Here is a 26,560-nt window from a genome sequence, read left to right on the forward strand (position 1 = left end):
ATGTCCAAGCTCAAGCACCTGCCGGCCAGTCCGTTCGCGCCGGCGATGCCAACATGACGCGAAGCGTTTCCACACAAAACGGCATAGAGCCCCTTCTGGCGATGCACCATCAGCATGAGCAGCGGGAAGCACAGATACGCGAGAGTTTCTGTGCTGATGGACCAAGACGGGACATTCCACTCCAGTCGATCCAAGGATCGCCACGCATGTGTCAGTGACAGATGCTGGAGGATGGAAAGCCAAGACTTTCGGTCGCTAGCAAAGGCATCGGCAATCGCTGGACGGGCCACGTAAGCCGACAGCTCAACCCCGATCATGGCGAACAAGGTAGCTAGGTGCAGTGGGTAGATGCGGGCAAATCGAGCCCAGTAGAAAGCTCGGCTCACGCGACCGCTTGAATACGGGGCCGCGAACGAGCGGGCATATACATGGGACAGGATGAAGCCGCTCAGGATGAAGAAGAAATCGACCCAGACGCGACCGTTGGTAAAGAAAGCAGTCTGCTCATCGATCACCTTGCCTAAATAGGGCGTGACATCTCTGAAGTGGTAGAGGACCACGAAAAGGGCGGCTAGACCTCGTAAGGCGTGGTGCGGCCGGATCAGCGCGTCTCCCGAACCGCTCATGCTGCCTCGGCCTGCTGCTTCCTACCCCAAAGCCACGCCCTCGGCGCGAGGACCGGCAATACGTCCACGGCGGGGGTGCCCGATGGTGTGCGCCAGTCCACGGCAGCTGGCGGCGCTGTCGCCCATCGCAGTTCGATTGGGCGGTCGGAAGGATTGACCACGAGCCATTCCGTGGATCCGCTGCAGCTCAGGTTGGCTACGCGCAGCCTGTCATCGGCTGGCATGGGACATGGGTGCTGCTCAGTGGATCCGACGGCTTCCGCGTTCGAACCCAACAGCGACGGGGGCAAACCGAGGCCGTTGTCCTCGAGGTGGAGCATGGCCTGCGCGAGCCATTCGCGGTAGCGTGCGTCGGGGCGCGCCAAGGCCAGGTGGTAAAGCGCTTCTGCCCAGAAGCCTAGGGAGTCGTCCTCTTTGCCCTTCAGCGCCTTCCAGCGGTCGACCAACCCGCAGGCATTCGTGAAGGCGAAGCTCTCAGTCAGGAGCGTATCGAGGGATCGGTCGTCGAGTGCGCGCCGTGTGCGGGCCAGGTCCATCAGGTTGACCGGTTGGTATCGCACCGAGAACGCCTGCATCGAGAGCTCGCGCTCGATGTAGCCCCCTGGCATCACCAGACGCGGCCGCCAGCGCTTGATGCGGGGCAGCCAGGGAATCAGATGCCTCCACGCGATGCGCTTGATCGCGCGCAAGTGCAGTGGAAGTGTGCGTGCCCGCTCTGCCGGCAGGAAAGTCAGTGCGACGGCACGGAACAAGGGCCGATAGAGCCACTCAGCAGGGCGCAGGCCCAGCACCGCGCGCGTCGAGTCGGCGGCAGACTGCACCAGCCCATCGTACCGCGCGTCACCCGTGACTTGTCGGTACCGCACCATCGCGATGTTTGTGTCCAGGTGCGTGTTGAGCACCAAGAGGTTGCTCTCGGATTTGCCGAGCGCGCGGCTGGGCAGGCACTTGAACGGATAGCGCCTGAGCCCTTCGCACGTCTCCTCGAGCGAGTCGTGCAGGTACCACGCGCCGCTGTGCAGATGATCCTTCTTGCTGGCTGCGAAGGCGGCGGCCTTCTCCAGTGCGACCCTGACGACGGGGTCGTGCGACTCCTCATAGTGTGCTGCCAGCAGATGCACCCCCGCGGCATGCAGCCGGAAGTGAGATTCCATCTCGTCGGTCCACTCTCCGTGATACCAGCCGCCATCGTTGGACTGGCGGTCGATCACGGAGAAAACGACCTGGGTCCTGAGCCAGTCGTAGAGGGGCTTTCGCGTCGCGCGCCACAGCCCGGTCAGCACGACATATAAGGCATAGGCGTCCAGTTCGGAGCACACTCGCCAGTATTTCGGCCAGACCTCATGATTCTCATAGATATGACCGTGAACCCAATGTAGGTAGAGGTCCGCCGGTCGGGCGTAGGCGGTGTGCGAACTCCACAGGAAGTAGCGTTGACGTTCCAGGGAGGACAACTGCATCAGCGCTCGTGTCGACTCGTCGTTCGCCGGCAGGCGCCAGATGACCAAATCGAGGACGTGGCCCACCGGATGATCCAAGGTGACCTGCAGGCCGTCGGCCGAGGCCTCCAGTCCTGATACGTCCGCCGTCCGGTGCGAGAGGATGTGGCCATCCTTGTCCAGCCGACGAACGACAGGGGCGCGCGGAATCCAGTACGCGTAGACACCTTGCCTCGCCGGCGTCAGCAGCCATCCGCCGGCGGCGGCACTCTTGACCCGGTACCCGCCACTGAGGCTTAGGACCCTCTGCTCTCCACCTGGCGTGGGAAAGCGGAGGGCCGCGCAAGCCACTCTACCTTCAGCGAAGTGATCCAACAGCAGGTCGAAGTCCCCGCGATGGACCTGTCTGCAGAAGCCTTGGCCTCTGACAAGCCTGAGCGCACCGTCACCCGTGACGCTTGCTGCCCGCTGTGATGCCTCTGGCCCGGCAACTCGCGAAGCCGAGCGCGCAGTCGCGGCGCCGTGCTCGCCGAATCGGGTATTACTCAGCTGACCAGGGCGTGCCGTGTCGTGGGCATCCGAAACGGTGGACGTGAACAGTGCAGCGATATCCATAGGCGTCTAGGCACGCTGCAGTCGCAGCAACTGCATCCACCGGGCGCGTTCGCCGGAAAGCGAGGCAATCGGCATCGTGAGGAACGCGGCGGCGTAGGCGGCGCCTCCGACGAGGCAGCCCAGCGCGAGCTCGAGCAGCGGCCAGCTCCACGCAAAGCGTGGCAGCACGAGATACTTCATGAGCAGGAACGCTGCCAGCATGAATAGCGAGAGGAAGATGCTGGAGCGTAGAGCCCGGACCACCTCCCATCCGCTCAGAGGCAGCCGGGTCGCGACGAGCCAGGTGATGTGCACGGCAGCGATGCCGCGAGCGATGACGATGCCCGTGGCGATGCCGGCGACTCCCCAGTGCATCCCAATGAGGATGCCCAAGACGGTGGTTCCCAGGAAGGTGAGCTGTACGACCAACTCCCGCCCGAGCATGTTCTGGGCGGCCAGTACCGCCCCGGCCGGGTGACCCACGCAGGTAAAGATGCCAGACAGCGCCAGCACGGCCAGCGGTATGGCCGCGTCCGCCCACTTCGGACCATAGATGCCCAGGATGAACGGCTCTGCCAGCCATGCCATGCCGATGTAGATCGGCAGCGTGTAGACCCCGAGCAATTCGATGCTTCGCAGGTACAGGCGCTTGGATTCGGCCAGATCGTCCTGCACCGTCGACAAGCCGCGGAAGAGCGCCTCGTAGACGGATCCGCTGATCGTCTGGAACGGGATGTTGACGAGGCTGTCTGCCTTGTTATAGGTGCCAACCGCCGCCGGGCCCATCTCGCGGCTCATGACCAAGTTCGCCGATTGCGCGCGTGCGTAGCTGACGATGTCGTTGAGCGAGAACTTCAGGCCGAAGGCGGCGAAGCGGCGGGCACGTTCCAGCGCAAGGACAGGCTTGGGCGAGTACCGTGCGAGCCACATCAGTGCCGCGATGGTCGCGAGCGAGCCCACATAGCCCGAGATCACGAGGCTCCACACGCCCCAGCCCAGCCAGGCCAGGGCGATGCCGACGGCGCCGGTGAGGAGTCCAGCAGCCACGTTAACGATCGACGTCTCCTTGAATCGCATGTCCCTGCGAAGGATGACGGAAGGAATGTTGACCAGCGGCCGAAGCAGGAAGGCCAGCGTGGAGATGCGGACGAGGTCCGTATACACCGGATCGCCAAAGGCCTTGGCGATGAGCGGTGCCGTCACGAAGAAGACGAAGTAGATGACGGCACCGATGAGAAGCTGCGCTACGAAGACCGCGTGGAAGTCGAGCCGCTCGACATCCTTCTCGCGGATCAGGGCCTGCCCCATCCCGCCGCCAGCAATGAGACCGGCCAGGCCGGTGAAGATCTGCACGGTGACGATCAAGCCGAAATCAGCCGGTGTCAGCAATCGCGCGAGCACGACGCCGATCGCGAACTGGATCACCTGGTTGCCTATCGATCCGAACAGCAGCCATTTGGCGCCAGAGCGGATGGAGTCCCCTAGGTTCATTCGATAGTGTCCCTGCCTCGTGAAGTGCGCATCCGGAGGCCAAGGCTCCCGACGGCTGTCTCGACGGCGAACGGCGTCAAGGCCGATCCTCCGCCTGCCCGCGCATCCACTGCTCCAGCATCATCAGGATCCACACCATCTCGCCGTAGTAGCCGGGGTGCTCGGCCAGCCGCTCGTCGAGCAGGCGGCGCACGAACGGCTCGCGCACGATGCCGCGCTCGGCGAGCGCGTGCAGCGAGTCGCGTGCGAAGGCCTTGAGCCCCTCGTGCCGCGTCGCCCACACCCCGAACGGCAGCCCGAACCCCTGCTTCTTCTTCGTGAGGATCTCGTCGGGCAGGAAGCCGCGCAGCGCCTCCTTGAAGAACCAGCGCAGCTTCAGGCCCTTGAGCTTGTAGTCGCTGGGCAGGCGCAGCGAGAAGTCGACGAGCGCCTGCTCGAGGAACGGGAAGCCCACCTGCACGCCGGCGAGCTGCGTGCTGCCGCGTACCTTGGGCAGGTCGGCCTCGGCGAGCGTGTAGCGCCAGTCGTAGGCCAGCATGCGGTTGAGCGCGCTGGCGCCTTGCACCTGCTGCCACACGGCTTGCTGCTGGCGCAGCGCGTCGGCCTCGTCCACCTGCGCGAGGAAGTCGGGCGTGAAGACGTTGTCCAGGCCCAGGCGCAGCAGCAGGTTGTACTGCTGCATGCGGTCGGGCAGCGGCACCTTGGCCTGCTCGACGTAGCTGCGGCCCTTGCGCGCGAGCGGCAGGCGGCCGATCGGCGTGCGCTCGAGCACGGGCTCGAGCAGCCCGCGGCGCAGCGGCGCGGGCACGCCTTCGTACCAGCCGAAGACGCGCTGCTTCGCGTAGCGCGCGTTGCCGCCGAAGAGTTCGTCGCCGCCGTCGCCGGCCAGCAGTTTGGTCACGCCGTCGTCGTGCGCCATCTTCGCGCAGTAGTACGCGGGCAGCACGCTGCTGTTGCCGAACGGCTGGTCGTAGTGCTCCGCCACCGCCGGGATGCTTCGCACCAGGTCGTCGGGCGTCACGTAGTACTCGTGGTGCTCGGTGCCGAAGCGCTTGGCCGCGATGCGCGCGTACTGCATCTCGTCGTAGCCCTCGGCTTCGAAGCCGATGCTGTACGTGGCTGCGCGGCCGGCCACGTCGCGGATCATGCCGGCCACCGTCGAGCTGTCGGTGCCGCCGCTCAGGAAGCACGCCGGCTTGCTGCCGTCGAGCTGCGCGCTCACCGCGTCGCGTACGTGCTGGCGGAACTGCGCGGCCAGCGTCGCGAAGTCGGCGCGCTCGGGCTCGACGAAGCGCGGCACCCAGTACGGCTGCATGTGCACCTGACCGCCGTCGAACCACAGCCCGTGCGCCGGCGGCAGGCGGTACACGCCCTGGAAGATCGTGCGCGGCGACGGGATGACGTGGAAGTACAGGTAGTCGAAGACGGCCTGCGGGTCGATGGCGGCGCGCGGCGGCAGCGCGGCGAGCTCGTCGGCGCGCTCGGCGAAGTGCATGCGCCCGTCGATGACGCGCCAGCACAGCGTGCGCATCGCGAAGCGGTCCACCGCGAGCAGCGTGCGCCCGCGCTCGTCGCGCACGCCCACCGCAAAGTCGCCCTGCACGCCGGCCAGCGCGGCGGGCAGCGCCGCCGCGCCACCGCCCGCGACCACGCGCGCGTGCAGCGCCTGCCACGCGGTGGCTGCGTCGGCGCCGCGCGCCAGGTGCGCCAGCGCGGTGTCGTCGAAGCGCGGCGCCCCCAGCGCCAGCGTGGCCACCGGTGTGGCGGTGCGGGGAACGGCGGTGGCGATGCTCATCGACATGGAAGGCGGTGTGGCCCGGGGCCGGGCTGCGGGCGTGCGCAGGGCACGGCTGCAGCGCGGGATGCTACCCGCGGCGTTCAGGGCGGCCCGCCCACCCCCCTGGATCGGGTGTGTGCGAATTCACCGCTTCGGCGTCGCGGCTGCGCTGCCTTGTCGGCAGCTCAAGGCGCACCGGTGGCCTGCAGCGCCCCGGGATGGCGGGCCCCGCCGTTGAGCGCGGCCAGCGACCGGGGGTGCACGTACTCGTGCGTCGGGGCCAGTGGCAGGCCCTCGAACGCGCCGGGGTCGACGGCCTTGCCGGCCACCGCGGCGCCGGCGGCGAGCCGGTAGTCCTCGCGCGCGGCGCGCACGAACACGTCCCAGTCGACGTGGAAGTTATTGACGTACTCGCCGGGGCCGGCGGCTTCGAGCTTGCCAGGGTTGCCCACCAGCAGGTTGTTGACGGCCTTGATCGTCACTGGTGCGGTGTACCGGCCCTCGCCGCGCATCACGCGCAGGAACACGCCTTCCTTCGGGCGGTTGTCGACCAGCGTGTTGTGTGCGAGCACCAGCTTGTGCACGCTGCCCTCGAAGCCCTCGGCGCCGAACGAGATCATGATGCCGTTCTCGCTCGTCGAGCTCTGCTGGATCAAGTTGCCGACGAGGACCGCGACGCCGCCGTTCGGAAACTCCAGCTCGTAGCTCGCGGTGCCGCCCATCTCGTCGGTCAGGCGGTTGTAGAAGATGTGGTTGACCGCCGCGCGGCTCTTGAGCAGGTGGCCGATGTGGCCGTGGTGGAAGTAGCTGCCGCGCACCGTCAGCTTGCCGATGGTGCCGACGTAGAGCTGGTGGTTGTGGCCGTCGAGCCGCTTGTTGTGCGCGAACTCGCTGCGCTCGACGACGAGCTCCGCCTTCGGGTCGTTGCCGGTCAGCAGGCCCATCTCGTTGTCGACGAAGCGGCAGTCGCGCACGGTGAGCTGCCCGGCCTCGAAGCGGATGCCCGCACCGTTGCGCGAGGGCACGCGCGTGCCCTCGAAGTCCAAGCCCTCGATCACGACGCGCCCGCCGCGCACGACGAAGATCGCCTTGCCCTCGGCCGAGCCGCCCACCGCGATCATCCGCACCCGCCCGCCGACGGCGCGGATCGTCAGGTCGTTCTGCGTCCACACCGCGACGTCGCGGCGGTATTCGCCCGCGTCGACCTCGATCGTGTCGCCGTCGCGGGCGCGCTTGGCGGCTTCGGCGAGGGTCTTGATCTCGCGCTGTGGGCCCACTTGGAGCACCGCGGGCACCGGCGCGCCCGCGGCCACCTGCCGCGCTGCCGTCGCAACGGTCTGGGCCGGCGCAGCCGCTGGCAGCACGAGCCACGCGGCGGCGAGCAGGCATCCGAGCCGACGCCAGAGGGCGACGGCAGATGCATGGCCATGCGTCGGGCACGGCCGGCTGCGTGTCGCTGCGCGGGGAGTGCGGGGTGGGACGGACGCGGGAACCATCGGCGCGCGGTCGGGGTGTCGGAACCAGACGATCGCTCCAGTATCGCGGCCAGACGGCGTCCCGGGAACCCCGTACCTGATGGAGAGGCTGCCGGATACTGGCGCCGCGATGAATGCAGGCCATGTTTCGCCGCCCGCACGCTGGCCGCTGGGTGCCGCGCTCGCCTACACGGCCTTCCCGGTCTACGGCAGCCTCATCCCGTTTCGCTGGACACCGCAGCCGATCGGCGACGCCGCTGCGAGCTTCGGGGCGCTGCTGCGGGGGCCGCTGACCGTGGCCTCACGGGCCGACTTCGCGGCCAACGTGCTGCTGGCGCTGCCGCTGGCGCTGCTGTGGCTGGCTGCGGTCGTGGCGGTGCTGCGGCTGCGCCGCCCGTGGGCCGTCGGCTTGGCGGCGGTGGCCGTCTGGGTGGCTTGCGTCGCACTGGCGCTGGTGCTCGAGTTCTCGCAGCTGTTCTTCAGCGGTCGCGAGCCGGCGCTGTCGGACTGCGTCGCGCAGGCGCTCGGGGCGGCGTTGGGCGTGGGCGCGTGGTTCGCCGTGCCGGCGTCGTTCTGGCAGCGCAGCACTTCACCCCACGGCGCCTGGCGGCGCGCGTTCGGCGCCTACCTGGCGTGCGTCGTGCTGTATGGCGTGCTGCCGCTGGACCTGACCGTCAGCCGCTCCGAGATCGCGGCCAAGTGGACGCAGGGCCTCGTGAACCCGGTGCCGTTCCTGGCCTGGCAGGGCCGGCCGCTCGCCGGTCTGACCGACTTCGTCCTGGACGCCGCGATCTGGGGCCTGGCCGCATGGCTGGCGCGGCGCGCCCGTGGCGGCTCGCTCGGCACGGCCGGGTGGGCGCTGGTGGCGGTCGCGGCGGCGCTGGAGGGGGCGCAACTGCTGGTGCTGTCGCGCGTGGTCGACACGACTGACATCGTCGCGGCGGCCGTCGGGGTGCTGGCCGTCGGGCTGATTCCCGACGCGGCGGGCGACCGCCGCGCGCGGTTCGGTCGGCTCGCGCTGCCGGGATTGGCGGCGCTGGCGCTGCTCGCGCTGCACACGTGGCCGTTCGATTTCGCCACCGACACCCAGGCCCTGCGGGCACGCCTGGACACGCTGAGCGCCATCCCGTTCGCCAGCTACGCGACCAACACCGAGCTGTACCTGGTGACCAACGTGCTGCGGCGCGTCGCCCAGTTCGCGGCGTTCGCGGCGGTGTGCCTGTGGGCCGCGAGGCCCTGGCACCTGTCGCGGACCTCCGCGACCGTCGTGGTGGCGACGACCGCGGCCGCACTGGCGGCTGCGATCGAAGGGCTGCAGGTGTTCCTGCCGCAGCGCGTAGTCGACACCGGTGACGTGCTGATCGCAGCCGTCGTCGGGGCGCTGACGGCCGGGCTGTGGCCGGGCGCCACTGCGGCGACGGCGAGCCGGGCAGGCCAGGCGGCGGGGCGCGACGCGGCAGCGGCAAGCCGGGTGTCGGCCCTCCGACCACCCGGTGGCCGCGACGACCCGGCTCGGCTGGACCGGCGATGGGCGATCGCGGTCTCGCTCGCCGTGCTGGCGGCCGCCGTGGGCGTGGCCTATGTGCCCCAGGTGCCTTACAACCTTCGCGAGCTGCTGGCCCCGGGCGGCGTGCCCTGGCCGGCCGTGACGGTCACCGCGGCGGCGCTGGCACTGTTCGGCGTGCCGAGCTGGCTGGCACGCGTCGCGGTTCCCCGGCCGGCCGTGCCGGTGGCGGCCACCGTCGGCGGCCTGCTCGGGGTGCCGCTGGTGCTGGCGGTGCTGCTGTTCGCGGGAGCACCGCGCGAAAGCGTGTACGACGTCGTCGGCAGCCCGGTGCTGGGCATCGGGGCGGCGGTCGAGACCGTCGGCCGGCTGGCGGTGCTGATGCTCGGGTTCGTCTGGAGCCTGGCGCTGGGCCATGCCCTGCACGGAGGCCTGCTGCGTCCCGGCCAGCGCGGCGCGAGCGTGTCGCACCTGCTGCTGCACGGGTGCTGGGTGGTACCGCTGTGGCACCAGGTGGTGGTGCGCTGGGCCGGCACCGACAACCTGACCGAGCTGATGGCCGGTGGCGGAGGCGCGATGGCCACAGCGTGTCTGCTCGGATACGCCACGGTGCTGGGGGCGACGGGCAGCGTCATCCATCGCATGCTGCGCGAGCCCCGGTGGGGCCGCGCGGGCGCGGCGATTGCGATGCTGGCGGCGAGCACGCTGCTGGGCTGGGCTCTGCTGGCGGCCGGCACCGAGTCGGCCGTCGTGAAGTACGGCCGGGTGTTCTCGACGCTGCAGTTCCTGCTCAGCACCGACCGCAGCGTCTACGTCGAAGGGGCGTCGCTCGCGCTGCGCTTCGTGCTGGCGCACCTGGCGCTGTCGGGGCTGTCGGCCGCCGGAGTGCTGGTGGCCGCGGCGCTGCCCGCCGTGCGTCGACGCTGAGCAGCGCCGGCGGCGCGGCCGGGTGTCCGGTCAGGTTCCGCAGAACGTGCGGTACGCCGCCGTCACGTGCGCCGGCGCCGGCTCGGCGTAGGCGGCGAGTTCGGGCGCGTCGTCGTACGGGCGCTTCAGCGCCGCGAGCAGGCGCTCGAACGGCGCGAGGTCGCCGTCGTCGCTGGCAGCCGCCAGGGCCTCCTCGACGCGGTGGTTGCGCGGGATCACGAGCGGGTTGACGGCGCGCAGGCGCGCGGCGCGGGCGGCGGCGGCCTGCGGCGTCGTCGCGCCGCCGTCGTCGAGCGCGCAGCGCGCGTGCCAGCGCGCGAGCCAGGCGTCGGGCGCCTGCGGGTCGGCGAACAGCGCGCGCAGCGGTGCCGCGTCGCCGGCGGCGGCGTCGGCCAGGCGCCGCCACGCGAGCGTGAAGTCGACGCGCTGCGCCTGCAGCAGCGCGAGCCAGTCGGCCGCGAGCGTCGCGTCGGCGTCGTCGAGCTCGGCGTCGGCGCGCTGCAGCCCGAGCTTGGCGCGCTGGCCCTGCAGCAGCGCGTGGCGGTACCAGGCCGGGAACGCGTCGATCACCTCGGTGGCGAGCGCGACGGCGCGCTCGGTGTCGTCGGCGAGCAGCGGCAGCAGCGCCTCGGCCAGCCGCGCGAGGTTCCAGCGCACGATGTGCGGCTGGTTGCCGAACGCGTAGCGGCCGTGGTGGTCGATCGAGCTGAAGACGGTGCGCGGGTCGTAGGCCTCGAGGAACGCGCAGGGGCCGTAGTCGATCGTCTCGCCCGAGATCGTCGTGTTGTCGGTGTTCATCACGCCGTGGATGAAGCCCACGTTCATCCACTGCGCGACGAGCGCGGCCTGCCGCTGCGCGACGGCGCGCAGCAGCGCGAGGTGGCGCTGCGGCTCGCCGGCGAGCGCGGGGTCGTGGCGCGCGATCGCGTGGTCGGCGACGCGGCGCAGGTGCTCGACGTCGCCGCGCGCGGCGAAGAACTCGAACGTGCCCACGCGCAGGTGGCTCGCGGCCACGCGCGTGAGCACCGCGCCGGGCAGCGCGCGCTCGCGCCGCACGCGCTCGCCGGTGGCCACCACGGCGAGCGCGCGCGTCGTCGGGATGCCCAGCGCGTGCATCGCCTCGCCGATCAGCACCTCGCGCAGCATCGGGCCGACGGCGGCCTTGCCGTCGCCGCCGCGCGAAAACGGCGTGCGCCCCGAGCCCTTGAACGCGATGTCGCGTCGCCGGCCGTGGCGGTCGACGACCTCGCCGAGCAGCAGCGCGCGCCCGTCGCCGAGCTGCGGCGAGAAGCCGCCGAACTGGTGCCCGGCGTAGGCCTGCGCGATCGGCTGCGCACCGTCGGGCAGCACGTTGCCGGCGAGCACCGCGGCGCCCGCGTCGCCGTCGAGCAAGGCGGCGTCGGCGCCGAGCTCGTGCGCGAGCTCGAGGTTGAGGTAGAGCGTCTTCGGCGCCGGCACGCGGGCTGGCGGCCACGCGACGTAGGTGCCGGGCAGCTCGCGCGCGTAGGTGTTGTCGAACGCGAACACCCGCGGGCCGCGCGCCGCGTCGGGTGGCGTCTCGACGGGGGCTTCGGCGGCGGGCAGGGCGTTCATGGGGGCAGGTGGCGGGTAGCGACGGATCCGCCAGTGTGCGCGATGCCGAGCGGCCCGGTCGGCGGCAGGGGCGCGATCGCGGCCACGGGGTGCGGCCGCATCGGGGTTGACCCGGCGCGGGTTTGTACGCTTGTCAAAACTTTCGGTACGACCGTTCAATCGCGGCATGCGCGCCCCCGTGCCCGCCACCGCCCGCCCCCGCCGCACCGCAGCGCGCGCCGTCGCGCCCGAGCGGCGCGACCGCCGCGCCGACATCCTCCTCGCCGCCGAGCGGCTGTTCGCCGAGCGCGGCTACCACGCGGTGACGATCCGCCAGATCGCGCAAGCCGCCGGTGTGCCGCTGGCGCTGGTGGGCTACTACTTCGGCGCCAAGCATGAGCTGTTCCGCGCGCTGTTCGAGCACTGGAAGGGCACGATCGACGAGCGCATGGCGGGGCTGCGCGCGGCGGTCGACGCCGGCGGTCCCGAGCTGCTCGAGCGCATCGTCGACGCGTTCGTCACGCCGGTGCTGCGGCTGCGCGCCAGCGCCGAGGGCGAGTTCTACGCGCTGCTCGTCGCGCGCGAGCTGCAGTACCGCACGCCCGGCGTCGACAGCGTGCTGTCGGAATACTTCGACCCGATGGCGCACGCCTTCATCGACGCGCTGCAGCGCGCCGCGCCGCACGCGACGCGCGCGCAGGTCGCGTGGGGCTACCAGTTCGCGCTCGGCGCGCTGCTGCACCACCTGTCGGACCGCCGCGTCGGCGAGCTGTCGCGCCGGCAGGCGCGGCCGAACGATCCCGCCGCAGCGCCGCTGCTGGCGGCGTTCATCACCGCGGGGCTCAAGGCGGTGCTGGCGGCGCCGCCCGCTGCCGCCCCGACTTCCACGACCCCAACCCGGAGACGCCCATGAAGCACCGCCTCGCCTTCCTTGTCGCCGCTGCCGCGCTGGCCGCCGGCGCGACCGCCGCGCACGCGCAGCAGGTCATCAAGCTGACCGCCGTGGCCGGGCACCCGCCGGCCTTCCTGTGGGTCAAGCTGCTCGACGAGTTCTACATCCCCGAGGTCGACAAGCGCCTGGCCGCGGCCGGCAACAAGCACAAGATCGAGTGGACCAAGGCCTGGGGCGGCACGCTCGTCAAGCTCGGCGGCGAGTCGAAGGGCATCGCCGACGGTGTGGGCGACCTCGGCTTCGTCAGCACCGTGTTCGAGGCGCCCAAGTTCCCGCTGCAAAACGTCTCGTACTTCACGCCGTTCGGCACCGACGACCTGGGCCTGGTCACGCGCACCGTGGCCGACATGCAAAAGCGCATCCCGGCGATGGCCGACGCGTGGACCAAGAACGGCCTCGTCTACCTCGGCGGCGCCGCGCTCGACACCTACCACCTGTGGACCAAGTTCCCCGTGACGAAGTACGAGGACCTGCAGGGCAAGAAGATCAGCGCGCCGGGCCCGGCGGCCAACTGGATCCGCAACACCGGCGCGGTCGCGGTGGCGGGCAACCTCAACAGCTACTACGAGGACCTGAAGTCGGGCGTGTCCGACGGCGTCATCGTGTTCACGACCGGCGCGTGGGGCGCCAAGCTGCACGAGGTCGCGCCGCACATCACCAAGGTCAACTTCGGTGCGATGTTCGCCGGCGGCATCGCGATCAACAAGTCGCGCTTCGACCGCCTGCCGCCCGAGGTGCAGCAGGTGCTGCGCGAGGTCGGCGACGCGTACTCGGCCGAGTTCGCGAAGGCGCAAAGCGCCGCGGCCGGCACGCTGCTGCAGAACATGGCGGGCGCCGGCGCCAAGGTCGCCGACCTGAGCGAGGCCGAGCGCAAGCGCTGGGCCGACGCGCTGCCCCACGTCGCGAAGACCTGGGCCGACGACGTGACGGCCAAGGGCCTGCCGGGGCAGCAGGTGCTCGAGGCCTACATGGGCGGCCTGACGAAGGCCGGCGTCAAGCTGCCCCGCGACTGGTCACGCTGACGTGGCGGCGAGCCTCGACGCGCCGCAGCCGCAGGCCACGTCGTACGGCCAGCCGCTGCCGCTCGCGCTGCACCGCGTGACGGGCGCGATGAACGCGCTCGGCACGCTGTGGATCCTGGCGCTGATGGTGCTGATCAACGTCGACGTCGCCGGGCGCAACCTGTTCGCGGCGCCCTTGCGCGGCGTGCCGGAGCTCGTCGCGCTGTCGATCGTCGGCATCGTGTTCCTGCAGCTGGCCGACACGCTGCACCGCGGGCGCTTCACGCGCGCCGAGGTGCTGCTCGGCCACCTGCAGAAGGCGCGCCCCCTCGTGGCCGACGTGCTGCACGCGCTGTACCACGCGGTGGGCGCGGCGCTGATGCTCGTGATCCTGTGGGCGAGCTGGACGCCGCTCGTCGAGTCGGTGCGCATCCGCGAGTACACCGGCGCGATCGGCGACTTCCAGGCCCCGGTGTGGCCGATCCGGCTGATCACGCTGATCGGGCTGGGCGTGACGGCGCTGTGCTACCTGCTGCTGCTGGCCGCCGACCTGCGGCGCGCGCGGTCGCGCCGCCGCGCCGCGTAAGAGAGCCGATGGACAACACGACGATCGCGCTCGCCTCGCTGCTGCTGATGCTGGCGCTGATCTACGCCGGCCTGCACGTCGCGATCGCGCTGGGTGTGGTCAGCTTCGTCGGCGTGTGGCTGATCCGCGACGACGTCACGGTGGCGGCCAACCTGCTCGCGCAGGCCGTCAGCGACGCGATCGCGAGCCACGTCTTCGGCGTCGTGCCGCTGTTCGTGCTGACCGGCTTCCTCGTCGCCTACGCCGACATCGGCAAGGACGCCTTCGACGTCGCGAACCAGCTGCTGCGCCGGCTGCGCGGCGGGCTGGGCATCGCGACCGTCGCGGCCAACGCCGTGTTCGCGGCGATCACCGGCATCTCGATCGCGTCGGCGGCGGTGTTCAGCCGCGTCGCGGTGCCGCAGATGGTGCGCTTCGGCTACCGCACGCGCTTCGCGGTCGGCGTCGTCGCCGGCTCGTCGGTGCTGGGCATGCTGATCCCGCCCAGCCTGCTGATGATCCTGTACGCGTTCATCTCGAACCAGTCGGTGGGCGACCTGTTCACCGCCGGCATCGTGCCCGGCGTCGTGCTCGCGCTGGCGTTCTCGGCAGCCATCGTCGCGCTCGCGCGCTGGCGCCCCGGCGAGGTGTTCGACACCACGGCCGCTGCCGCCGGCGACGACACGCCGGCGATGGGCTGGGGCGAGATGGCGCTCAAGACCTTCCCCGTGGTGCTGCTGATCGCCTCGGTGCTGGGCGGCATCTACACGGGCCTGTTCACCGCGACCGAGGCCGGCGCGGTCGGTGCGCTGGTGGCGCTGCTGATCGCGGTGCTGCGGCGCAAGCTCACGTGGCGCAGCTTCTGGGGCGTGCTCACCGAGACCGGCCACGTGACGGTGGCGGTGAGCTTCCTGATCATCTGCGCGAGCATCTACACGCGCATGCTCGCGATGAGCGGCACGCCGCAGGCGCTCGTCGAGGCGATGGCCGCCGCCGGGCTCGGCGTCACCGGATTCCTGCTGTGCTACGTCGCGCTGATCCTGCTGCTGGGCACGATCGTCGACTCGTCGTCGATCATGCTGATCGTGCTGCCGCTGGCGCTGCCGCTGGCCGAGCAGTTCGGCCTGAACCTGATCTGGTTCGGCGTCGTCACGGTCGTCGCGGTCGAGGTCGGCCTGCTGACGCCGCCGTTCGGGCTGTCGGCCTACGTCGTCAAGAGCTCGCTCGCGGCGGCGCACGACGTGCCGATCGGCCACGTGTTCCGCGGCGCGGCGCCGTTCACGTTCGTGATGCTCGCGGTGCTCGCGCTGCTGATCGCGTTCCCGTCGCTGAGCCTCGTCTTGCTGAAGTAGCCCGCGTGGAGGTGACGCCGATGTCCATCGCCAACCCGCTCGACGGCTTCGAGGTCGACCGCGCTGCGATCCGCACGATCGGCCGCGACCTGCAGCGCCCCGAGTGCATCCTCGCCGAGCGTGACGGCACGCTGTGGGCCGCCGACGCGCGCGGCGGCGTGATGCGCATCGCGCCCGACGGAGCGCAGCAGTTCGTCGGCCAGCGCGTCGACGAGCGCTTCGCGACCGCGGCGGCCGACACCGCCGACGCGTTCGAAGCCAAGTTCACGCAGGGCACGCTGCCCAACGGGCTGGCCTTCGCCGCCGACGGCTCGATCCTGATCGCCAACTTCGGTACCGACCGGCTCGAGCTGATGACGCGCGACGGGCGCACGCGGACGCTGTACGACCGCATCGACGGCCAGCCGATCGGCAAAGTCAACTTCGTGCTGCGCGACTCGAAGCAGCGGCTGTGGCTGACGGTGTCGACGCGCGTGAACCCGTGGACCAAGGCCGCGGCCACGCGCGTGCGCGACGGCTACATCGCCGTCGTCGACGAGCACGGCCTGCGCGTCGTCGCCGACGGCTTCCACTTCACGAACGAGGTGCGGCTCGACGCGGCCGAGCAGTGGCTGTACATCGTCGAGACGACAGGCCCGCACATCACGCGCATGCGACTGGACGAGCGCGCCGACGGCGTGCGCCTCGTCGACCGCGAGGTGTTCGGGCCGTCGCACCTGGGCGGCTACCCCGACGGCATCGCGTTCGACGCGCACGGCAACCTGTGGTGCACGCTGGTGATGGTCGACAAGCTCGTCGCGCTGACGCCGCAGGGCGACCTGCGCGTGCTGCTCGACGACGGCGACCCCGACGCGAGCCGCCACCTGCTCGCGAAGATGGCCGCCGGCGAGGTGAGTGCCGACGACATGGCCCGTGCCCGCGGCACGATCGCGCCGTGGATGGCCAGCATCACGTTCGGCGGGCCCGACCTGCGCACCGTCTACGTCGGCAGCCTGCTCGGCACGACGATCCCGTACTTCCGCTCGCCGGTGCCCGGCCTGCCGATGGTGCACTGGCACGAGCGTCCGTAGCGCCGCACCCCCAGGAGGAGACCCATGACCCGCCGCTTCGTCGACCTGTCGATCTACCTCGAGAACGACGTGCTGTCGGACCCGCCCGGCTACGGCCCGAAGATCCAGTACTTCACGCACGGGCAGACCTTCGAGCAGATCGCGCCGTTCTTCCCCGGGCTGAAGAAGGAGGACCTGCCCGACGGCGAGGGCTGGGCGATCGAGCAGGTCACGCTGATCACGCACAACGGCACGCACCTCGACGCGCCGTACCACTTCCACTCGACGATGGACGCCAAGCTCGGCGGCCGCAAGCCCGCGACGACGATCGACGAGGTGCCGCTCGAGTGGTGCTTCCAGCCCGGCGTCAAGCTCGACTTCCGCCACTTCCCCGACGGCTACGTCGTCACCGCGGCCGACGTCGAGGCGGAGCTCAAGCGCATCGGCCACGAGCTGAAGCCGCTGGAGATCGTCGTCGTCAACACGCGCGCGGGCAGCCGCTACGGCGAGTCCGACTACGTCTCGGCCGGCTGCGGCATGGGCTACGAAGCGACGATGTACCTGCTCGAGCGCGGCGTGCGCCTGACGGGCACCGACGCGTGGAGCTGGGACGCGCCGTTCGTCCACACCGCGAAGAAGTACGCCGAAAGCCACGACGCCGCCCTGATCTGGGAGGGCCACAAGGCCGGGCGCGACATCGGCTACTGCCACCTCGAGAAGCTGCACAACCTCGAGGCGCTGCCGCCCGACGGCTTCTACATCAGCTGCTTCCCGCACAAGATCCGCGGCGCGTCGGCCGGCTGGACACGCGCGGTGGCCATCTTCGACGACGCGCTGATGAAGGCGTGAGATGAGCGCGCTGGACCACACGCACGATCCGGCCGCGCGCAGCTGGCTGGCCAGCGCCAACGCGCCCGGCACCGACTTCCCGCTGCAGAACCTGCCGTTCGGCGTGTTCCGCCGCGCCGGCAGCACCGAGCCCTGGCGCGGCGGCGTCGCGCTCGGCGACCGCATCGTCGACCTCGCGGCACTGGCCGCCAGCGGCCTGCTGGCCGGCGACGCGCAGCGCGCCTGCGCGGCCGCCGCGCAGCCGGTGCTCAACGACTTCCTCGCGCTCGGCCCCGGCGCATGGCGTGCGCTGCGCCATGGCCTGTTCGCGCTCTTTGCCGACGGCGGCGCGGCGCAGCCGCACGCCGACGCGCTGCTCGTGCCGCAGGCGCAGGCCGCACTTGCGCTGCCGCTGCGCATCGGCGACTACACCGACTTCTACACCTCGATCCACCATGCGCTGAACATCGGCAAGCTGTTCGGCATCCCCGACGTGTCGCCGAACTTCCGCTGGCTGCCGATCGCCTACCACGGGCGCGCCTCCAGCGTGGTGGTCAGCGGCACGCCGGTGCGCCGGCCGATGGGGCAGATCAAGCCGCCGGGCGCCGACGCGCCGGTGTTCGCGCCGTGCCAGTGGCTCGACTACGAGCTCGAACTGGGCCTCGTCGTCGGCGTCGGCAACGCGCTGGGCACCCGCGTGCCGGTGGCCGAGGCCGACTCCCACCTGTTCGGCGTGTGCCTGCTCAACGACTGGTCGGCGCGCGACATCCAGGCCTGGGAGATGGCGCCGCTGGGGCCGTTCCAGGCGAAGAACTTCGCGACCACCGTCTCGCCGTGGATCGTCACGCTCGATGCGCTGGCGCCGTACCGCTGTGCCTGGGGCCGCGATGCGGGCGAGCCGCAGCCACTGCCGTACCTCGATGCGCCGCAGGTGCGCGCCGCCGGCGCGTTCGACATCCGGCTGTCGGTGTGGCTCGAGTCGGCCGCGCGGCGCGCGCGCGGCCTCGGGCCGGTGCGGCTGACCGAGACGAGCTTTCGCCACCAGTACTGGACGCCGGCGCAGATGCTCGCCCACCACACGGTGGGCGGCTGCAACCTGCAGCCCGGCGACCTGCTCGGCAGCGGCACGATCTCGGGCCCGACCGCTGGAGAGGCCGGTGCGATGATGGAGCTCACGCAGGCCGGGCGCGTGCCGCTGCAGCTCGAAGGGCCCGACGGCACGGTCGAGACGCGCGGCTTCCTCGCCGACGGCGACACCGTGATCTTCCGTGGCGGGTGCGAGGCCCCGGGGCGCGCGCGCATCGGCTTCGGCGAGTGCCGCGCGACGGTACTGCCGGCTGCCGCCTGAGCCCGCACACCGACCCGCGGCCGCAGCCCGTCGACCGCCGAGGCGCAGCCCCCGTCGACGTGCGCGGCGCCGCCCAGCGTGCAGGCGACCTCGGCGCAGTCGGCAGCCGGTGCGCGTGAACGCCGTCACGCCGCCGGCCGCTGCGCACGGCCGGTCATGGGACCGTCACGCACCTGCCATCGGTGCAGCGGCACACTGTCGACCGCAGTTGCAGGAGGGGAAGACCATGGCGCTGTATCGGGTGCTGGACGCCAACGACCAAGGAATCATGCTGGTCGACGCCGTCGGCCGGCGCCATGTCGCGCGGGCGCTGCACGACGCACTGCCGGTGGGCGCCGAACTGCACGGCCCACGTCCGCTGCTCGGCTTCGCGATCCTGTCCGACGCGTCGTCGCGGCGCCTGTGCCGTGTGATCTTCGAGCAGGTCGACTGCGGCGACGGGGCGCCGTCCGCCGGGTCGCGCCTGCAGTAAGGACCGCCCGCATCGTCCCGCGCGTCCTTGCGCCTGCACTGCATCCGCTGACGACGCCGCTCGCGCCGCTCGACGGCCGGTGACCCTGCGGGCCGGCTGCCGCGATACTCGCGGCGGTCGAGACCGCACCGGGAGTCCAACCATGAGCCAGACCTACGGCATCGAAGTGCCGGGCCACCACGGCGGCGAGCCGCACCGGCCGGCGGCGCGCTACCTCGTCGTGATCGACAGCGAGGGCGGACGCATCGCGCGCCTGTTCACCGCGCAGCGCGAGGCCGTCGGCGAGTTCGACGCCGGCACCGACGACCTCGTGCGCCTGACCGGCGGGCGCACGCCCGCGCACGGCGCCGCCGGCCCGGAGTGGGACGCCGCACTCGCCGGCCACAGCGACGCCGAGCGTCGCGCTGCCGAGGTCTACACGCTCGAGCCCTGACGGCGCGTGCGGGCGCGGTCAGTCGTCGTGCCCGTGGCGGTGGCGGTGGTGGTCGTGCCGGTGGCCGCGCTTCCAGTGCCTGCGCTCGTAGACGTAGACCGGGGGCGCATACACCACGGGCCGGGGCGCCACGTAGACCGGGTGGGGCGCGTAGACGACGGGCGGCGGGGCGTAGACCACCGGTGGCGGCGCGACGACCACCGGCGCCGGGTAGGCCACCACGCGCGGCGCGTTGGACAGGTTCACCCCCACGCCCACCGGGTAGCCGGGGGCGCTGATGTCGAGCGACCAGTACACGTCGCCGCGTGCGTGCGCGGCGCCGCCGGCCAGCGCGCCACCGAGCGCCAGCGCGGCGATCCACAGGGTCTTTCGGGAACGGGTCATCGCAGCTCCTTTGCCGGCCGCGGTCGACGAACGAAACGTGGCGGCCCGTGCGTCACAACGGCGCAGCCCGCGCGCCGGTGGACCGCCGATGTGTGAAGTTGCGTAAACGCGAAGGCGTCCGCGCGCCGGAGCCGGCGCCTGCGCGCGCCGAGTGAACCCGGCGTGCGCGGTGCCGACCGCGCCGCCCGTGGTGCGGCGCGCGCCGCGCGCAGCGTCAGCGCCGCGCGACGAGGCCGATCAGCGCCGAGCGCCCGTGGTGGCCGCTGCCTTCGTGGATGTCGGCTTCGTACTCGCGCAGCTCGACGATCTGCAGCGCGGCGAAGGCCTCGCGCAGCATCGCCTCGGTGTACAGGTGCGACGCCACCGGCGGGCCGCCGGTCCTGTACTCGAGCTGCTTGGGCGTGTAGCCCTGCAGGATCAGCACGCCGCCGGGCTTGAGGCTGTGCACGATGCGCTCGAACATGCGCGCGCGCAGCGGCGGGTCGGCGAACTGCACGAAGATCGCGACGACGCCGTCGTAGGCCGCCGTCGGCCACGCGAAGCCGTCGACGTCGGCGACGTGGAAGTTCACCTGCACGCCCTCGCGCGCGGCGAACGCGCGCGCCTTCGCGACGCCGACCTCGGCGATGTCGAACGCGTCGACGCTGAAGCCCTGCTTGGCCAGCCACACGCTGTTGCGTCCCTCGCCGTCGGCGACGCTGAGCACGCGCCCGCCCGCAGGCAGCGCGTGCACGTGCTCGCGCAGCCACGCGTTGGGCTCGGTGCCGAAGAGGAAGTCGTCGCGCTCGAAGCGGCGGTTCCAGTGCTCGGCAGCATCGGGGAAGGCGGTGGTGTTCATCGGGATGCCGGGGTGGCTGCTGGGCGTGTGCGGTAGAAGGTCAGCGGTTCGCTCTTGAGCTGCCGCAGCACGTGCTTGCGCATCGCGCCGACGACGTGCATCTCGCACGGCTTGCAGTCGAAACGCAGCGTGAAGCGGTCGTTGCCGTGCACCAGCGTCATCGGCTCGGCACGCACCGTGCCTTGCACGCCGGTGACGCCCTTGGCCTGCTTCGGGCACAGGCTCAGGCTGTAGCGCACGCAGTGCTTGGTGATCATCAGGCTCACGTCGCCGAGCGCCTCGTGGCTCTCGTAGGCCGCCTCGATCACGCGCACGCCGTGGCGCGCGTAGAACGCCGCGGCGCGGTGGTTGTAGACGTTGGCCAGGTAGGTCAGCGCGTCGTCGGGGTAGGGCACCGGCGGCTCGACCGGTTTGGCGCGCGGCAGGCGCTGCCATGCGGCGGCGCGCGCGGCCTCGAGCGCAGCGACCGCGTCGCGGCGCAGCGCGTTGACGGCGGAGGCCGGCACGAACCACGGCCGCGCGAGCGCCAGCCGCACGCGCCGCGCCTCGAAGATCGTGTCGCCCAGGCGCGCGAGCGCGTCCTTGAGCTGCGCCTCGGCGCGCGCCGCGTCGCGCGCGACCTCGTGCGGGTGCGCGACGCGCGCGACGCCGCGGTGGCCGTCGGCGTCCTTGAGCGTCAGCTCGAAGCCCGGGCGGCCGTCCACCTCGGCCTGCGCCAGCGTCGCATCGACCGCGATGCGCCGCTCGGCCGACGGCTTGGCGAGCAGCCGCTCCCACGCCATGTCGCGGTTGCGGCTGACGGCGGTGTCGCGCCGCAGGTCGGCCTCGCGCGTCAGGTCGGCCACGGTGCGCCCGCGCGGCAGCTGCGGCACGATGCGCCAGCGCGTGCCGCCGGCGCCGTCGAGCGCGGTGGCGGTGTTGACCGGCACGCCGTGCAGCTCGCCCTGGCGGTCCCACCAGGTCAGCGCGTCGCCGTTGTGCAGCACGGTGGCGGCGTCGCCGGTGTCGAGGTCGAAGTGGTCGGCGGCGACGGCCACGACGTGGCCCACCGGCAGTCCGGCGTGCTTGGGCGTGTCGAACGCGCCGATGTCGGCGCGGCGCCCGTGGACGAAATAGTCGGTGCCGCCGCGGTTGAAGCCGAGCTCGGGCCGCGGCGTGAACGTGAACCGGCAGCGCCCGCTGCTCGCGCGCGCGAACTCGGGGCGGCGCTCGAGCAGCGCGTCGAACAGCCGGCGGTAGTGCGCGGTGACGTTCTTCACCGTCGCCATGTCCTTGTAGCGGCCCTCGATCTTGAAGCTGCGGATGCCGGCGTCGACCAGCGCCTCGAGGTTGGCGCTCTGGTCGTTGTCCTTCAGGCTCAGCACGTGCTTGTCGTGCGCGACGACGCGGCCCTGCGCATCGAGCACCGTGAACGGCTGGCGGCACTCCTGCGAGCAGCTGCCGCGGTTGGCGCTGCGCCCGGTCAGCGCGTGGCTGATGTAGCACTGCCCGCTGTAGGCCACGCACAGCGCGCCGTGGACGAAGAATTCGAGCGTGGCCTCGCGCACCTCGGCGGCGATGGCGCGGATCTGCGCGAGGTCGAGCTCGCGCGCGAGCACCATCTGCGAGAACCCCACGTCCTGCAGGAAGCGCGCCTTGGCCGGGGTGCGGATGTCGGTCTGCGTGCTCGCGTGCAGCTGGATCGGCGGCAGGTCGATCTCGAGCAGGCCCATGTCCTGCACGATCAGCGCGTCGGCGCCGGCGTCGTACAGCTGCCACGCGAGGCGCCGCGCGGGCTCGAGCTCGTCGTCGCGCAGGATCGTGTTCAGCGTGACGAAGATGCGCGCGCCGAAGCGGTGCGCGTGCGCGGCCAGCCGTCCGATGTCGGCGACGCTGTTGCACGCCTTGTCGCGCGCGCCGAAACCGGGGCCGCCGATGTAGACGGCGTCGGCGCCGTGGTTGACGGCCTCGATGCCGATCGCGGCATCGCGCGCCGGGGCGAGCAGTTCGAGGTGCGGGCGGGGCATGGGCGCGCAGTGTAGGCGCGCCTCAGGCTGGCCGGTGCGCGTGGGGGGACGCGCCGGCGATCAGCCGGTCGATCTCGGCGGCCAGCGCCGCGGCGTCGTCGGCGAAGTAGTGCGTGTGCGCGCCGGCACCGAGGCAGAACTCGCTGCGCCCGTCGCGGCGCGCGGCCACCGCGTGCTGCTGCGCGTCGATGCGCGCGACGTCGAACGCGCCGGCAGCGTCGGGCGGCGTCCACAGCGCACGGCCGACGTAGTCGCCCGAGCGGTACGCGTTGACCCACTCGTGCAGCCCGAGCAGCGAAGGCTGCGGCGCCGCGTGCGCGAACGCGGCCGGCGCCGGCCCCATCCAGCGGTACAGCAGCGGGAAGCGCGCCGCGTACAGATCGCGCAGCGGCGAGCCGAGCGTCACCAGCGCGCGCGGCGCGTCGCCGGCCAGCGCGCGCAGCCGCCCGTCGTGCTGCAGGTGGCGCAGCAAGTCGGCGCTGATCACGCTGCCCTGGCTGTGCGCGACGATCACGACGCGCGCGTAGCCGAGCCGGCGCACGTGGTCGAGCAGCGACGCGTAGCGCGAGAAGATGCGCGCGCGCGGCGCGCGCCGGTCGCTCGGGTCGCGGAAGTAGTTGTCGACGTCGAGCACGGCGTCGAGCGCGACGCGCAGCTTGCCGAACGTGCGCGAAAAGCGCGCGCCCAGCGCGACGACGACCGCGGTGAGTGCGGCCAGGCCCTTGCCGATGTCGACGAGCAGTGCACCCCACGGCGCGCGCAGCTCGCCCACCAGCGCATCGAGCAGCGGCAGCCCGCCGAGCTTGTCGACGGCGAACAGCAGGTAGACGGCGCCGCTGCCCAGCGCCAGCGCCGGCACGACGGCGCCGAACAGCACGGCCACCGCGCCGCGCGCGCGCGTCCACCAGCGGCCGAGCCGCGCGCTGGCCACGTCGCCGCGCGCGGTGGGCTGCACGGCGGTGGGTGCCAGTTCCTCGCGCAGCGACGGCGCCACCGCGACGACCGCGACGGTGCCGACGACGCCGGCCAGCGCCATCAGCGGCGTGAACAGCGCGCCGACGTCGCGCACCTGCGCCTCGAGGAACGCGGCGCCCGACGGGTACGCGCCGGCGACCAGCAGCGCGGGCTCGAAGCGCAGGTCGGCCAGCGCGAACCCGCCGACGTAGGCGACCACCGACCACAGCAAGAGGCTCAGCATCACGAACAGCGCGGTGGACACCGACAGCGCGATGCGCGCCGTGGCCAGCGACGCCGCGACCGCGCCGCCGGCGCGCGCGAGCGCGAAGCTCAGCGCCAGCGCCGCCATCTGCACGACGACCAGCACGCCCCACACGACGAGCAGCGCGACGAGCAGCGCCTCGCCGACGTGCAGCAGCGTGGCGAGCATCCACTCGCGCAGCGTCGTCGCGTGCGCGAAATCGCGCCGGCCGTGCCACAGCAGCAGTGCCGCGGTGGCGGCGAGCACCGCGACGCCGACGGCGCCCGCGCCGCGCACGGTGCGCACGTAGCGCTGCAGCAGTGCGGCACCGACGGCCAGCATCGCCAGCCCCGCCGTCAGCGCGTACAGCGTCACCGGCGGCGTCGGGTCGAGGAGCGCGGTGGCCGCGATGCCGGCGCCGGCCAGCGCGGCGGCGAGCGACGGCAGCGCGCGCGCGAGCGCGGCGGTCGCCGGCTCGGCGCGCTGCGTGGCCAGCCACGCCGCGATCGCGAGCACGACGGCAGCCACGCCGCCGCCGAGCGCGAGCAGCAGCTGCGCGTGTTCGTGCGGCACGAACGCTGCCGCGCCGTAGCCCACCAGCAGCAGCATCGCCAGCTGCAGCAGCGCGGCCGGGCCCGTGAGCAGCCACGCCGACCACGCGTGCAGGCGCTGCAGCGCCGCGAGCGCGCGCCGGCCCGTGCCGTCGCTGCCGTCGCTTGCGGCGGCTAGCGCGACGTGGTCGACGACGTCGCGCGCGAGCGTGCCGAGGTGGAACAGCAGCTGGTACGCCGCCGACAGCGCACGGATGCCGCCGGGCTGCAGCCGCGAGCAGTCGGCCCAGTACAGCTCGTACAGATCGACGCCGGTGCCGTCAGCGCGCCGGCGCAGCGACACGCGCGTCGACGCGTACAGGCCGTCGGCGTCGTCGGGGCGGTAGCGCGCGAGCAGGTGGTCGGTCAGCGCGAGGCCGAGGTCGCTGGGGCGCTCGTTCGCGCCGCGCTGGCGCAGGTAGAACTCGCTCGGGCGGCCGGGCTCGAGCGTGGCCTCGGGCGGCACCGACGCTGCGCCGCCGGCGCGCGGCGTCGGCGCCAGCGGCGTGACCGGCACGAGCACCTCGTGCACCTCGCCGTCGACGTAGCGCGGCGCGCCGTCGCGGCCGTGGCACAGCAGCCGCGCCAGCTCGCGCACCGTCTGCCCGGGGGCCTGGTCGGCGACGCCGTGCACCGCGATCACGGCCACGCGCGGCGCGGGCGAGGGGGTGGCGGCGTCGTGCGCACTCATCGTGGCGCCGATTGGAGCCCGGCAGCCGGTGCGCGGCAAGGCGCGGGTGTGGGGGACGGGCTTGGCCTATGCTCGCGCGCCTTGCGATGAGCGACTTCGACGATTCCGCGCTGGCGCTGCTGCGCCAGCCGCAGTTCCTGCGCCTGTGGGCCACGCGGCTGGCGGGCACCGGCGGCAGCCAGATGCTGATGGTCGCGCTCGGCTGGCAGATGTACGACCTGACCGGCAGCGCGTGGGACCTGGGCCTGGTCGGCCTCGCGCAGTTCGTGCCCGCGCTGCTGCTGACGCTGCCCGCCGGCCACTGGGCCGACCGCCACGACCGCCGGCGGCTCGTCGTGCTGGCGCTGGCGGTGCAGGCCGCGGTGGGTCTCGTGCTCGCGCTCGGCTCGTGGCAGCAGTGGGTCGGCCGCGAGCTGATCCTCGCGCTGTCGGTCGTGCTCGGCGCGATGCGCGCGCTGCAGATGCCGGCGCAGCAGGCGCTGCTGCCGTCGGTGGTGCTGCCGCGCGAGCTGGCGCGCGCCACCGCGCTGGCCTCCAGCGGGCTGCAGGCGGCGATCATCGCCGGCCCGGCGCTCGGCGGTGCGCTGTACGCCGCCGGCGGCGCGGTGACGGTCTACGGCGCGAGCGCGGCGCTGTTCGGCGTCGCGGTCGCGTGCATGGCGGGCCTGCGGCCGCGGCCGGTCGAGCGGCTGCGCGAGGCCGCGACCTGGGCCACGCTGCTGGCTGGCGTGCACTACATCCGCGGCCGCCCGGTGATGCTCGGCGCGATCTCGCTGGACCTGTTCGCGGTGCTGCTCGGCGGCGCGACGGCGCTGCTGCCGATCTTCGCGCGCGACATCCTCGACGCCGGACCGACGGCGCTCGGCCTGCTGCGCGCCGCGCCGGCCGTCGGGGCGCTCGCGATGAGCATCGCGCTCGCGCACCGGCCGCTGCAGCGGCACGTCGGGCGCTGGCTGCTCGCGGCAGTGGCGGTGTACGGCGCGTGCATGATCGTCTTCGGGCTGTCGACGAGCCTGGTGCTGAGCTGGCTCGCGCTGGCGGCGTCGGGCGCGGCGGACATGGTCAGCGTCGTGATCCGCCAGACGCTGGTGCAGCTCGAGACGCCGGAGGCGATGCGCGGTCGCGTCGGTGCCGTCAATTCGGTGTTCATCGGCGCGAGCAACCAGCTCGGCGAGTTCGAGTCGGGCGTCACCGCCGCGTGGTGGGGGCCGGTGGCCTCCGTCGTCGTCGGCGGCGCGGGCACGCTGGCGGTGGTGGGCCTGTGGTGGCGGCTGTTCCCGTCGCTCGTGCAGCGCGACCGCATGCACGAGCACGACGCGCCGCCGCGCTGACGGGTTCGATTCGCGGGCTCAGCCGTGTGTGGGGCGCGCATTCGGCGAACGAGGCGGGATGGATCCCCGTCGTGCGGCTCACGAAGGGAGGTGAATTCCGATTCGCTGCCTCGTACC

General features: G+C 72.2%; 21 protein-coding genes. 11 read left to right on the plus strand and 10 right to left on the minus strand.

The window, feature by feature from the left end:
• From MOJ79_RS07750 to MOJ79_RS07770, 5 genes are all read right to left on the minus strand, one after another.
• On the minus strand, nucleotides 1-626 hold a 626-nt coding region (locus MOJ79_RS07750), incomplete at its 3' end, for an acyltransferase family protein (RefSeq protein WP_241923630.1).
• A complete protein-coding gene (locus MOJ79_RS07755) occupies nucleotides 623-2,152 on the minus strand; it encodes a hypothetical protein (RefSeq protein ID WP_241923631.1) in 1,530 nt (509 codons plus the stop codon). The genes MOJ79_RS07750 and MOJ79_RS07755, both read right to left, overlap by 4 nt.
• A 534-nt stretch (nucleotides 2,153-2,686) precedes the next feature.
• Entirely contained in the window at nucleotides 2,687-4,150 is a 1,464-nt protein-coding gene (locus tag MOJ79_RS07760) for a lipopolysaccharide biosynthesis protein (protein ID WP_241923632.1), read from the minus strand.
• 76 nt (nucleotides 4,151-4,226) lie between these two features.
• Nucleotides 4,227-5,945, minus strand: coding sequence for an asparagine synthetase B family protein (locus MOJ79_RS07765; protein ID WP_241923633.1), 1,719 nt, complete (start codon nucleotides 5,943-5,945; stop codon nucleotides 4,227-4,229).
• Between the two features lie 167 nt (nucleotides 5,946-6,112).
• Nucleotides 6,113-7,213 (minus strand): hypothetical protein, encoded by a 1,101-nt coding sequence (locus MOJ79_RS07770; protein WP_241923634.1) that lies wholly within the window; start codon nucleotides 7,211-7,213, stop codon nucleotides 6,113-6,115.
• Here MOJ79_RS07770 and MOJ79_RS07775 point away from each other — a divergent pair.
• Nucleotides 7,182-9,833 (plus strand): VanZ family protein, encoded by a 2,652-nt coding sequence (locus tag MOJ79_RS07775; RefSeq protein ID WP_241923635.1) that lies wholly within the window; start codon nucleotides 7,182-7,184, stop codon nucleotides 9,831-9,833. The two genes, MOJ79_RS07770 and MOJ79_RS07775, sit on opposite strands and share 32 nt — an antisense overlap.
• Before the next feature lie 30 nt (nucleotides 9,834-9,863).
• On the opposite strand, the gene MOJ79_RS07780 is transcribed toward MOJ79_RS07775, so the two are convergent.
• Nucleotides 9,864-11,426 (minus strand): protein adenylyltransferase SelO, encoded by a 1,563-nt coding sequence (locus tag MOJ79_RS07780; RefSeq protein ID WP_241923636.1) that lies wholly within the window; start codon nucleotides 11,424-11,426, stop codon nucleotides 9,864-9,866.
• A 166-nt stretch (nucleotides 11,427-11,592) separates the two neighbouring features.
• Between MOJ79_RS07780 and MOJ79_RS07785 the strand changes: the two genes are divergently transcribed.
• The 9 genes from MOJ79_RS07785 to MOJ79_RS07825 all read left to right on the plus strand — a co-directional run bounded on the left by MOJ79_RS07785 (nucleotide 11,593) and on the right by MOJ79_RS07825 (nucleotide 19,405).
• Complete coding sequence (locus tag MOJ79_RS07785) at nucleotides 11,593-12,318, plus strand: TetR/AcrR family transcriptional regulator (RefSeq protein ID WP_241923637.1); 726 nt, start codon at nucleotides 11,593-11,595, stop codon at nucleotides 12,316-12,318.
• Nucleotides 12,315-13,379 (plus strand): C4-dicarboxylate TRAP transporter substrate-binding protein, encoded by a 1,065-nt coding sequence (locus tag MOJ79_RS07790; protein ID WP_241923638.1) that lies wholly within the window; start codon nucleotides 12,315-12,317, stop codon nucleotides 13,377-13,379. Before MOJ79_RS07785 ends, MOJ79_RS07790 begins: the two co-directional genes overlap by 4 nt.
• Before the next feature lies 1 nt (nucleotide 13,380).
• Complete coding sequence (locus tag MOJ79_RS07795; protein ID WP_241923639.1) at nucleotides 13,381-13,944, plus strand: TRAP transporter small permease subunit; 564 nt, start codon at nucleotides 13,381-13,383, stop codon at nucleotides 13,942-13,944.
• Nucleotides 13,945-13,952: 8 nt separating this feature from the next.
• A complete protein-coding gene (locus tag MOJ79_RS07800; RefSeq protein ID WP_241923640.1) occupies nucleotides 13,953-15,275 on the plus strand; it encodes a TRAP transporter large permease in 1,323 nt (440 codons plus the stop codon).
• Between the two features lie 20 nt (nucleotides 15,276-15,295).
• Nucleotides 15,296-16,345, plus strand: a complete 1,050-nt coding sequence (locus tag MOJ79_RS07805) for an SMP-30/gluconolactonase/LRE family protein (protein ID WP_241923641.1) — start codon at nucleotides 15,296-15,298, stop codon at nucleotides 16,343-16,345.
• Between the two features lie 24 nt (nucleotides 16,346-16,369).
• Nucleotides 16,370-17,173 carry a cyclase family protein gene (locus tag MOJ79_RS07810; protein ID WP_241923642.1) on the plus strand — a complete coding sequence of 268 codons (804 nt, stop codon included), beginning with the start codon at nucleotides 16,370-16,372 and terminating at the stop codon, nucleotides 17,171-17,173.
• A 1-nt stretch (nucleotide 17,174) separates the two neighbouring features.
• A complete protein-coding gene (gene fahA, locus MOJ79_RS07815; RefSeq protein ID WP_241923643.1) occupies nucleotides 17,175-18,500 on the plus strand; it encodes a fumarylacetoacetase in 1,326 nt (441 codons plus the stop codon).
• 115 nt (nucleotides 18,501-18,615) lie between these two features.
• Complete coding sequence (locus tag MOJ79_RS07820) at nucleotides 18,616-18,972, plus strand: hypothetical protein (RefSeq protein WP_241923644.1); 357 nt, start codon at nucleotides 18,616-18,618, stop codon at nucleotides 18,970-18,972.
• Nucleotides 18,973-19,114: 142 nt separating this feature from the next.
• A complete protein-coding gene (locus MOJ79_RS07825; protein ID WP_241923645.1) occupies nucleotides 19,115-19,405 on the plus strand; it encodes a hypothetical protein in 291 nt (96 codons plus the stop codon).
• 18 nt (nucleotides 19,406-19,423) lie between these two features.
• On the opposite strand, the gene MOJ79_RS07830 is transcribed toward MOJ79_RS07825, so the two are convergent.
• The 4 genes from MOJ79_RS07830 to MOJ79_RS07845 form a co-directional block, all read right to left on the minus strand.
• Nucleotides 19,424-19,789, minus strand: coding sequence for a hypothetical protein (locus MOJ79_RS07830; RefSeq protein ID WP_241923646.1), 366 nt, complete (start codon nucleotides 19,787-19,789; stop codon nucleotides 19,424-19,426).
• 214 nt (nucleotides 19,790-20,003) lie between these two features.
• Nucleotides 20,004-20,627: a class I SAM-dependent methyltransferase gene (locus tag MOJ79_RS07835; RefSeq protein ID WP_241923647.1), complete on the minus strand. Its 624-nt coding sequence runs from the start codon at nucleotides 20,625-20,627 to the stop codon at nucleotides 20,004-20,006.
• Entirely contained in the window at nucleotides 20,624-22,633 is a 2,010-nt protein-coding gene (locus tag MOJ79_RS07840; protein ID WP_241923648.1) for a peptidase U32 family protein, read from the minus strand. Before MOJ79_RS07840 ends, MOJ79_RS07835 begins: the two co-directional genes overlap by 4 nt.
• A gap of 22 nt (nucleotides 22,634-22,655) precedes the next feature.
• Nucleotides 22,656-25,112: a hypothetical protein gene (locus MOJ79_RS07845; protein ID WP_241923649.1), complete on the minus strand. Its 2,457-nt coding sequence runs from the start codon at nucleotides 25,110-25,112 to the stop codon at nucleotides 22,656-22,658.
• An 86-nt stretch (nucleotides 25,113-25,198) separates the two neighbouring features.
• Between MOJ79_RS07845 and MOJ79_RS07850 the strand changes: the two genes are divergently transcribed.
• Complete coding sequence (locus tag MOJ79_RS07850; protein ID WP_241923650.1) at nucleotides 25,199-26,443, plus strand: MFS transporter; 1,245 nt, start codon at nucleotides 25,199-25,201, stop codon at nucleotides 26,441-26,443.
• Nucleotides 26,444-26,560 lie beyond the last annotated feature (117 nt).

The sequence above is a fragment of the Calidifontimicrobium sp. SYSU G02091 genome (assembly GCF_022631395.1).
Taxonomy (GTDB): Bacteria; Pseudomonadota; Gammaproteobacteria; order Burkholderiales; family Burkholderiaceae_C; genus Calidifontimicrobium; species Calidifontimicrobium sediminis.

What these genes read in the sequence shown, in the direction of transcription:
- MOJ79_RS07760 (WP_241923632.1), bottom strand. Translation starts at nt 4,150, where the DNA reads ATGAACCTAGGGGACTCCATCCGCTCTGGCGCCAAATGGCTGCTGTTC.
- MOJ79_RS07765 (WP_241923633.1), bottom strand. Translation starts at nt 5,945, where the DNA reads ATGAGCATCGCCACCGCCGTTCCCCGCACCGCCACACCGGTGGCCACG.
- MOJ79_RS07780 (WP_241923636.1), bottom strand. Translation starts at nt 11,426, where the DNA reads ATGAACGCCCTGCCCGCCGCCGAAGCCCCCGTCGAGACGCCACCCGAC.
- MOJ79_RS07785 (WP_241923637.1), top strand. Translation starts at nt 11,593, where the DNA reads ATGCGCGCCCCCGTGCCCGCCACCGCCCGCCCCCGCCGCACCGCAGCG.
- MOJ79_RS07790 (WP_241923638.1), top strand. Translation starts at nt 12,315, where the DNA reads ATGAAGCACCGCCTCGCCTTCCTTGTCGCCGCTGCCGCGCTGGCCGCC.
- MOJ79_RS07800 (WP_241923640.1), top strand. Translation starts at nt 13,953, where the DNA reads ATGGACAACACGACGATCGCGCTCGCCTCGCTGCTGCTGATGCTGGCG.
- MOJ79_RS07805 (WP_241923641.1), top strand. Translation starts at nt 15,296, where the DNA reads ATGTCCATCGCCAACCCGCTCGACGGCTTCGAGGTCGACCGCGCTGCG.
- MOJ79_RS07810 (WP_241923642.1), top strand. Translation starts at nt 16,370, where the DNA reads ATGACCCGCCGCTTCGTCGACCTGTCGATCTACCTCGAGAACGACGTG.
- fahA (WP_241923643.1), top strand. Translation starts at nt 17,175, where the DNA reads ATGAGCGCGCTGGACCACACGCACGATCCGGCCGCGCGCAGCTGGCTG.
- MOJ79_RS07825 (WP_241923645.1), top strand. Translation starts at nt 19,115, where the DNA reads ATGAGCCAGACCTACGGCATCGAAGTGCCGGGCCACCACGGCGGCGAG.
- MOJ79_RS07830 (WP_241923646.1), bottom strand. Translation starts at nt 19,789, where the DNA reads ATGACCCGTTCCCGAAAGACCCTGTGGATCGCCGCGCTGGCGCTCGGT.
- MOJ79_RS07835 (WP_241923647.1), bottom strand. Translation starts at nt 20,627, where the DNA reads ATGAACACCACCGCCTTCCCCGATGCTGCCGAGCACTGGAACCGCCGC.
- MOJ79_RS07840 (WP_241923648.1), bottom strand. Translation starts at nt 22,633, where the DNA reads ATGCCCCGCCCGCACCTCGAACTGCTCGCCCCGGCGCGCGATGCCGCG.
- MOJ79_RS07845 (WP_241923649.1), bottom strand. Translation starts at nt 25,112, where the DNA reads ATGAGTGCGCACGACGCCGCCACCCCCTCGCCCGCGCCGCGCGTGGCC.
- MOJ79_RS07850 (WP_241923650.1), top strand. Translation starts at nt 25,199, where the DNA reads ATGAGCGACTTCGACGATTCCGCGCTGGCGCTGCTGCGCCAGCCGCAG.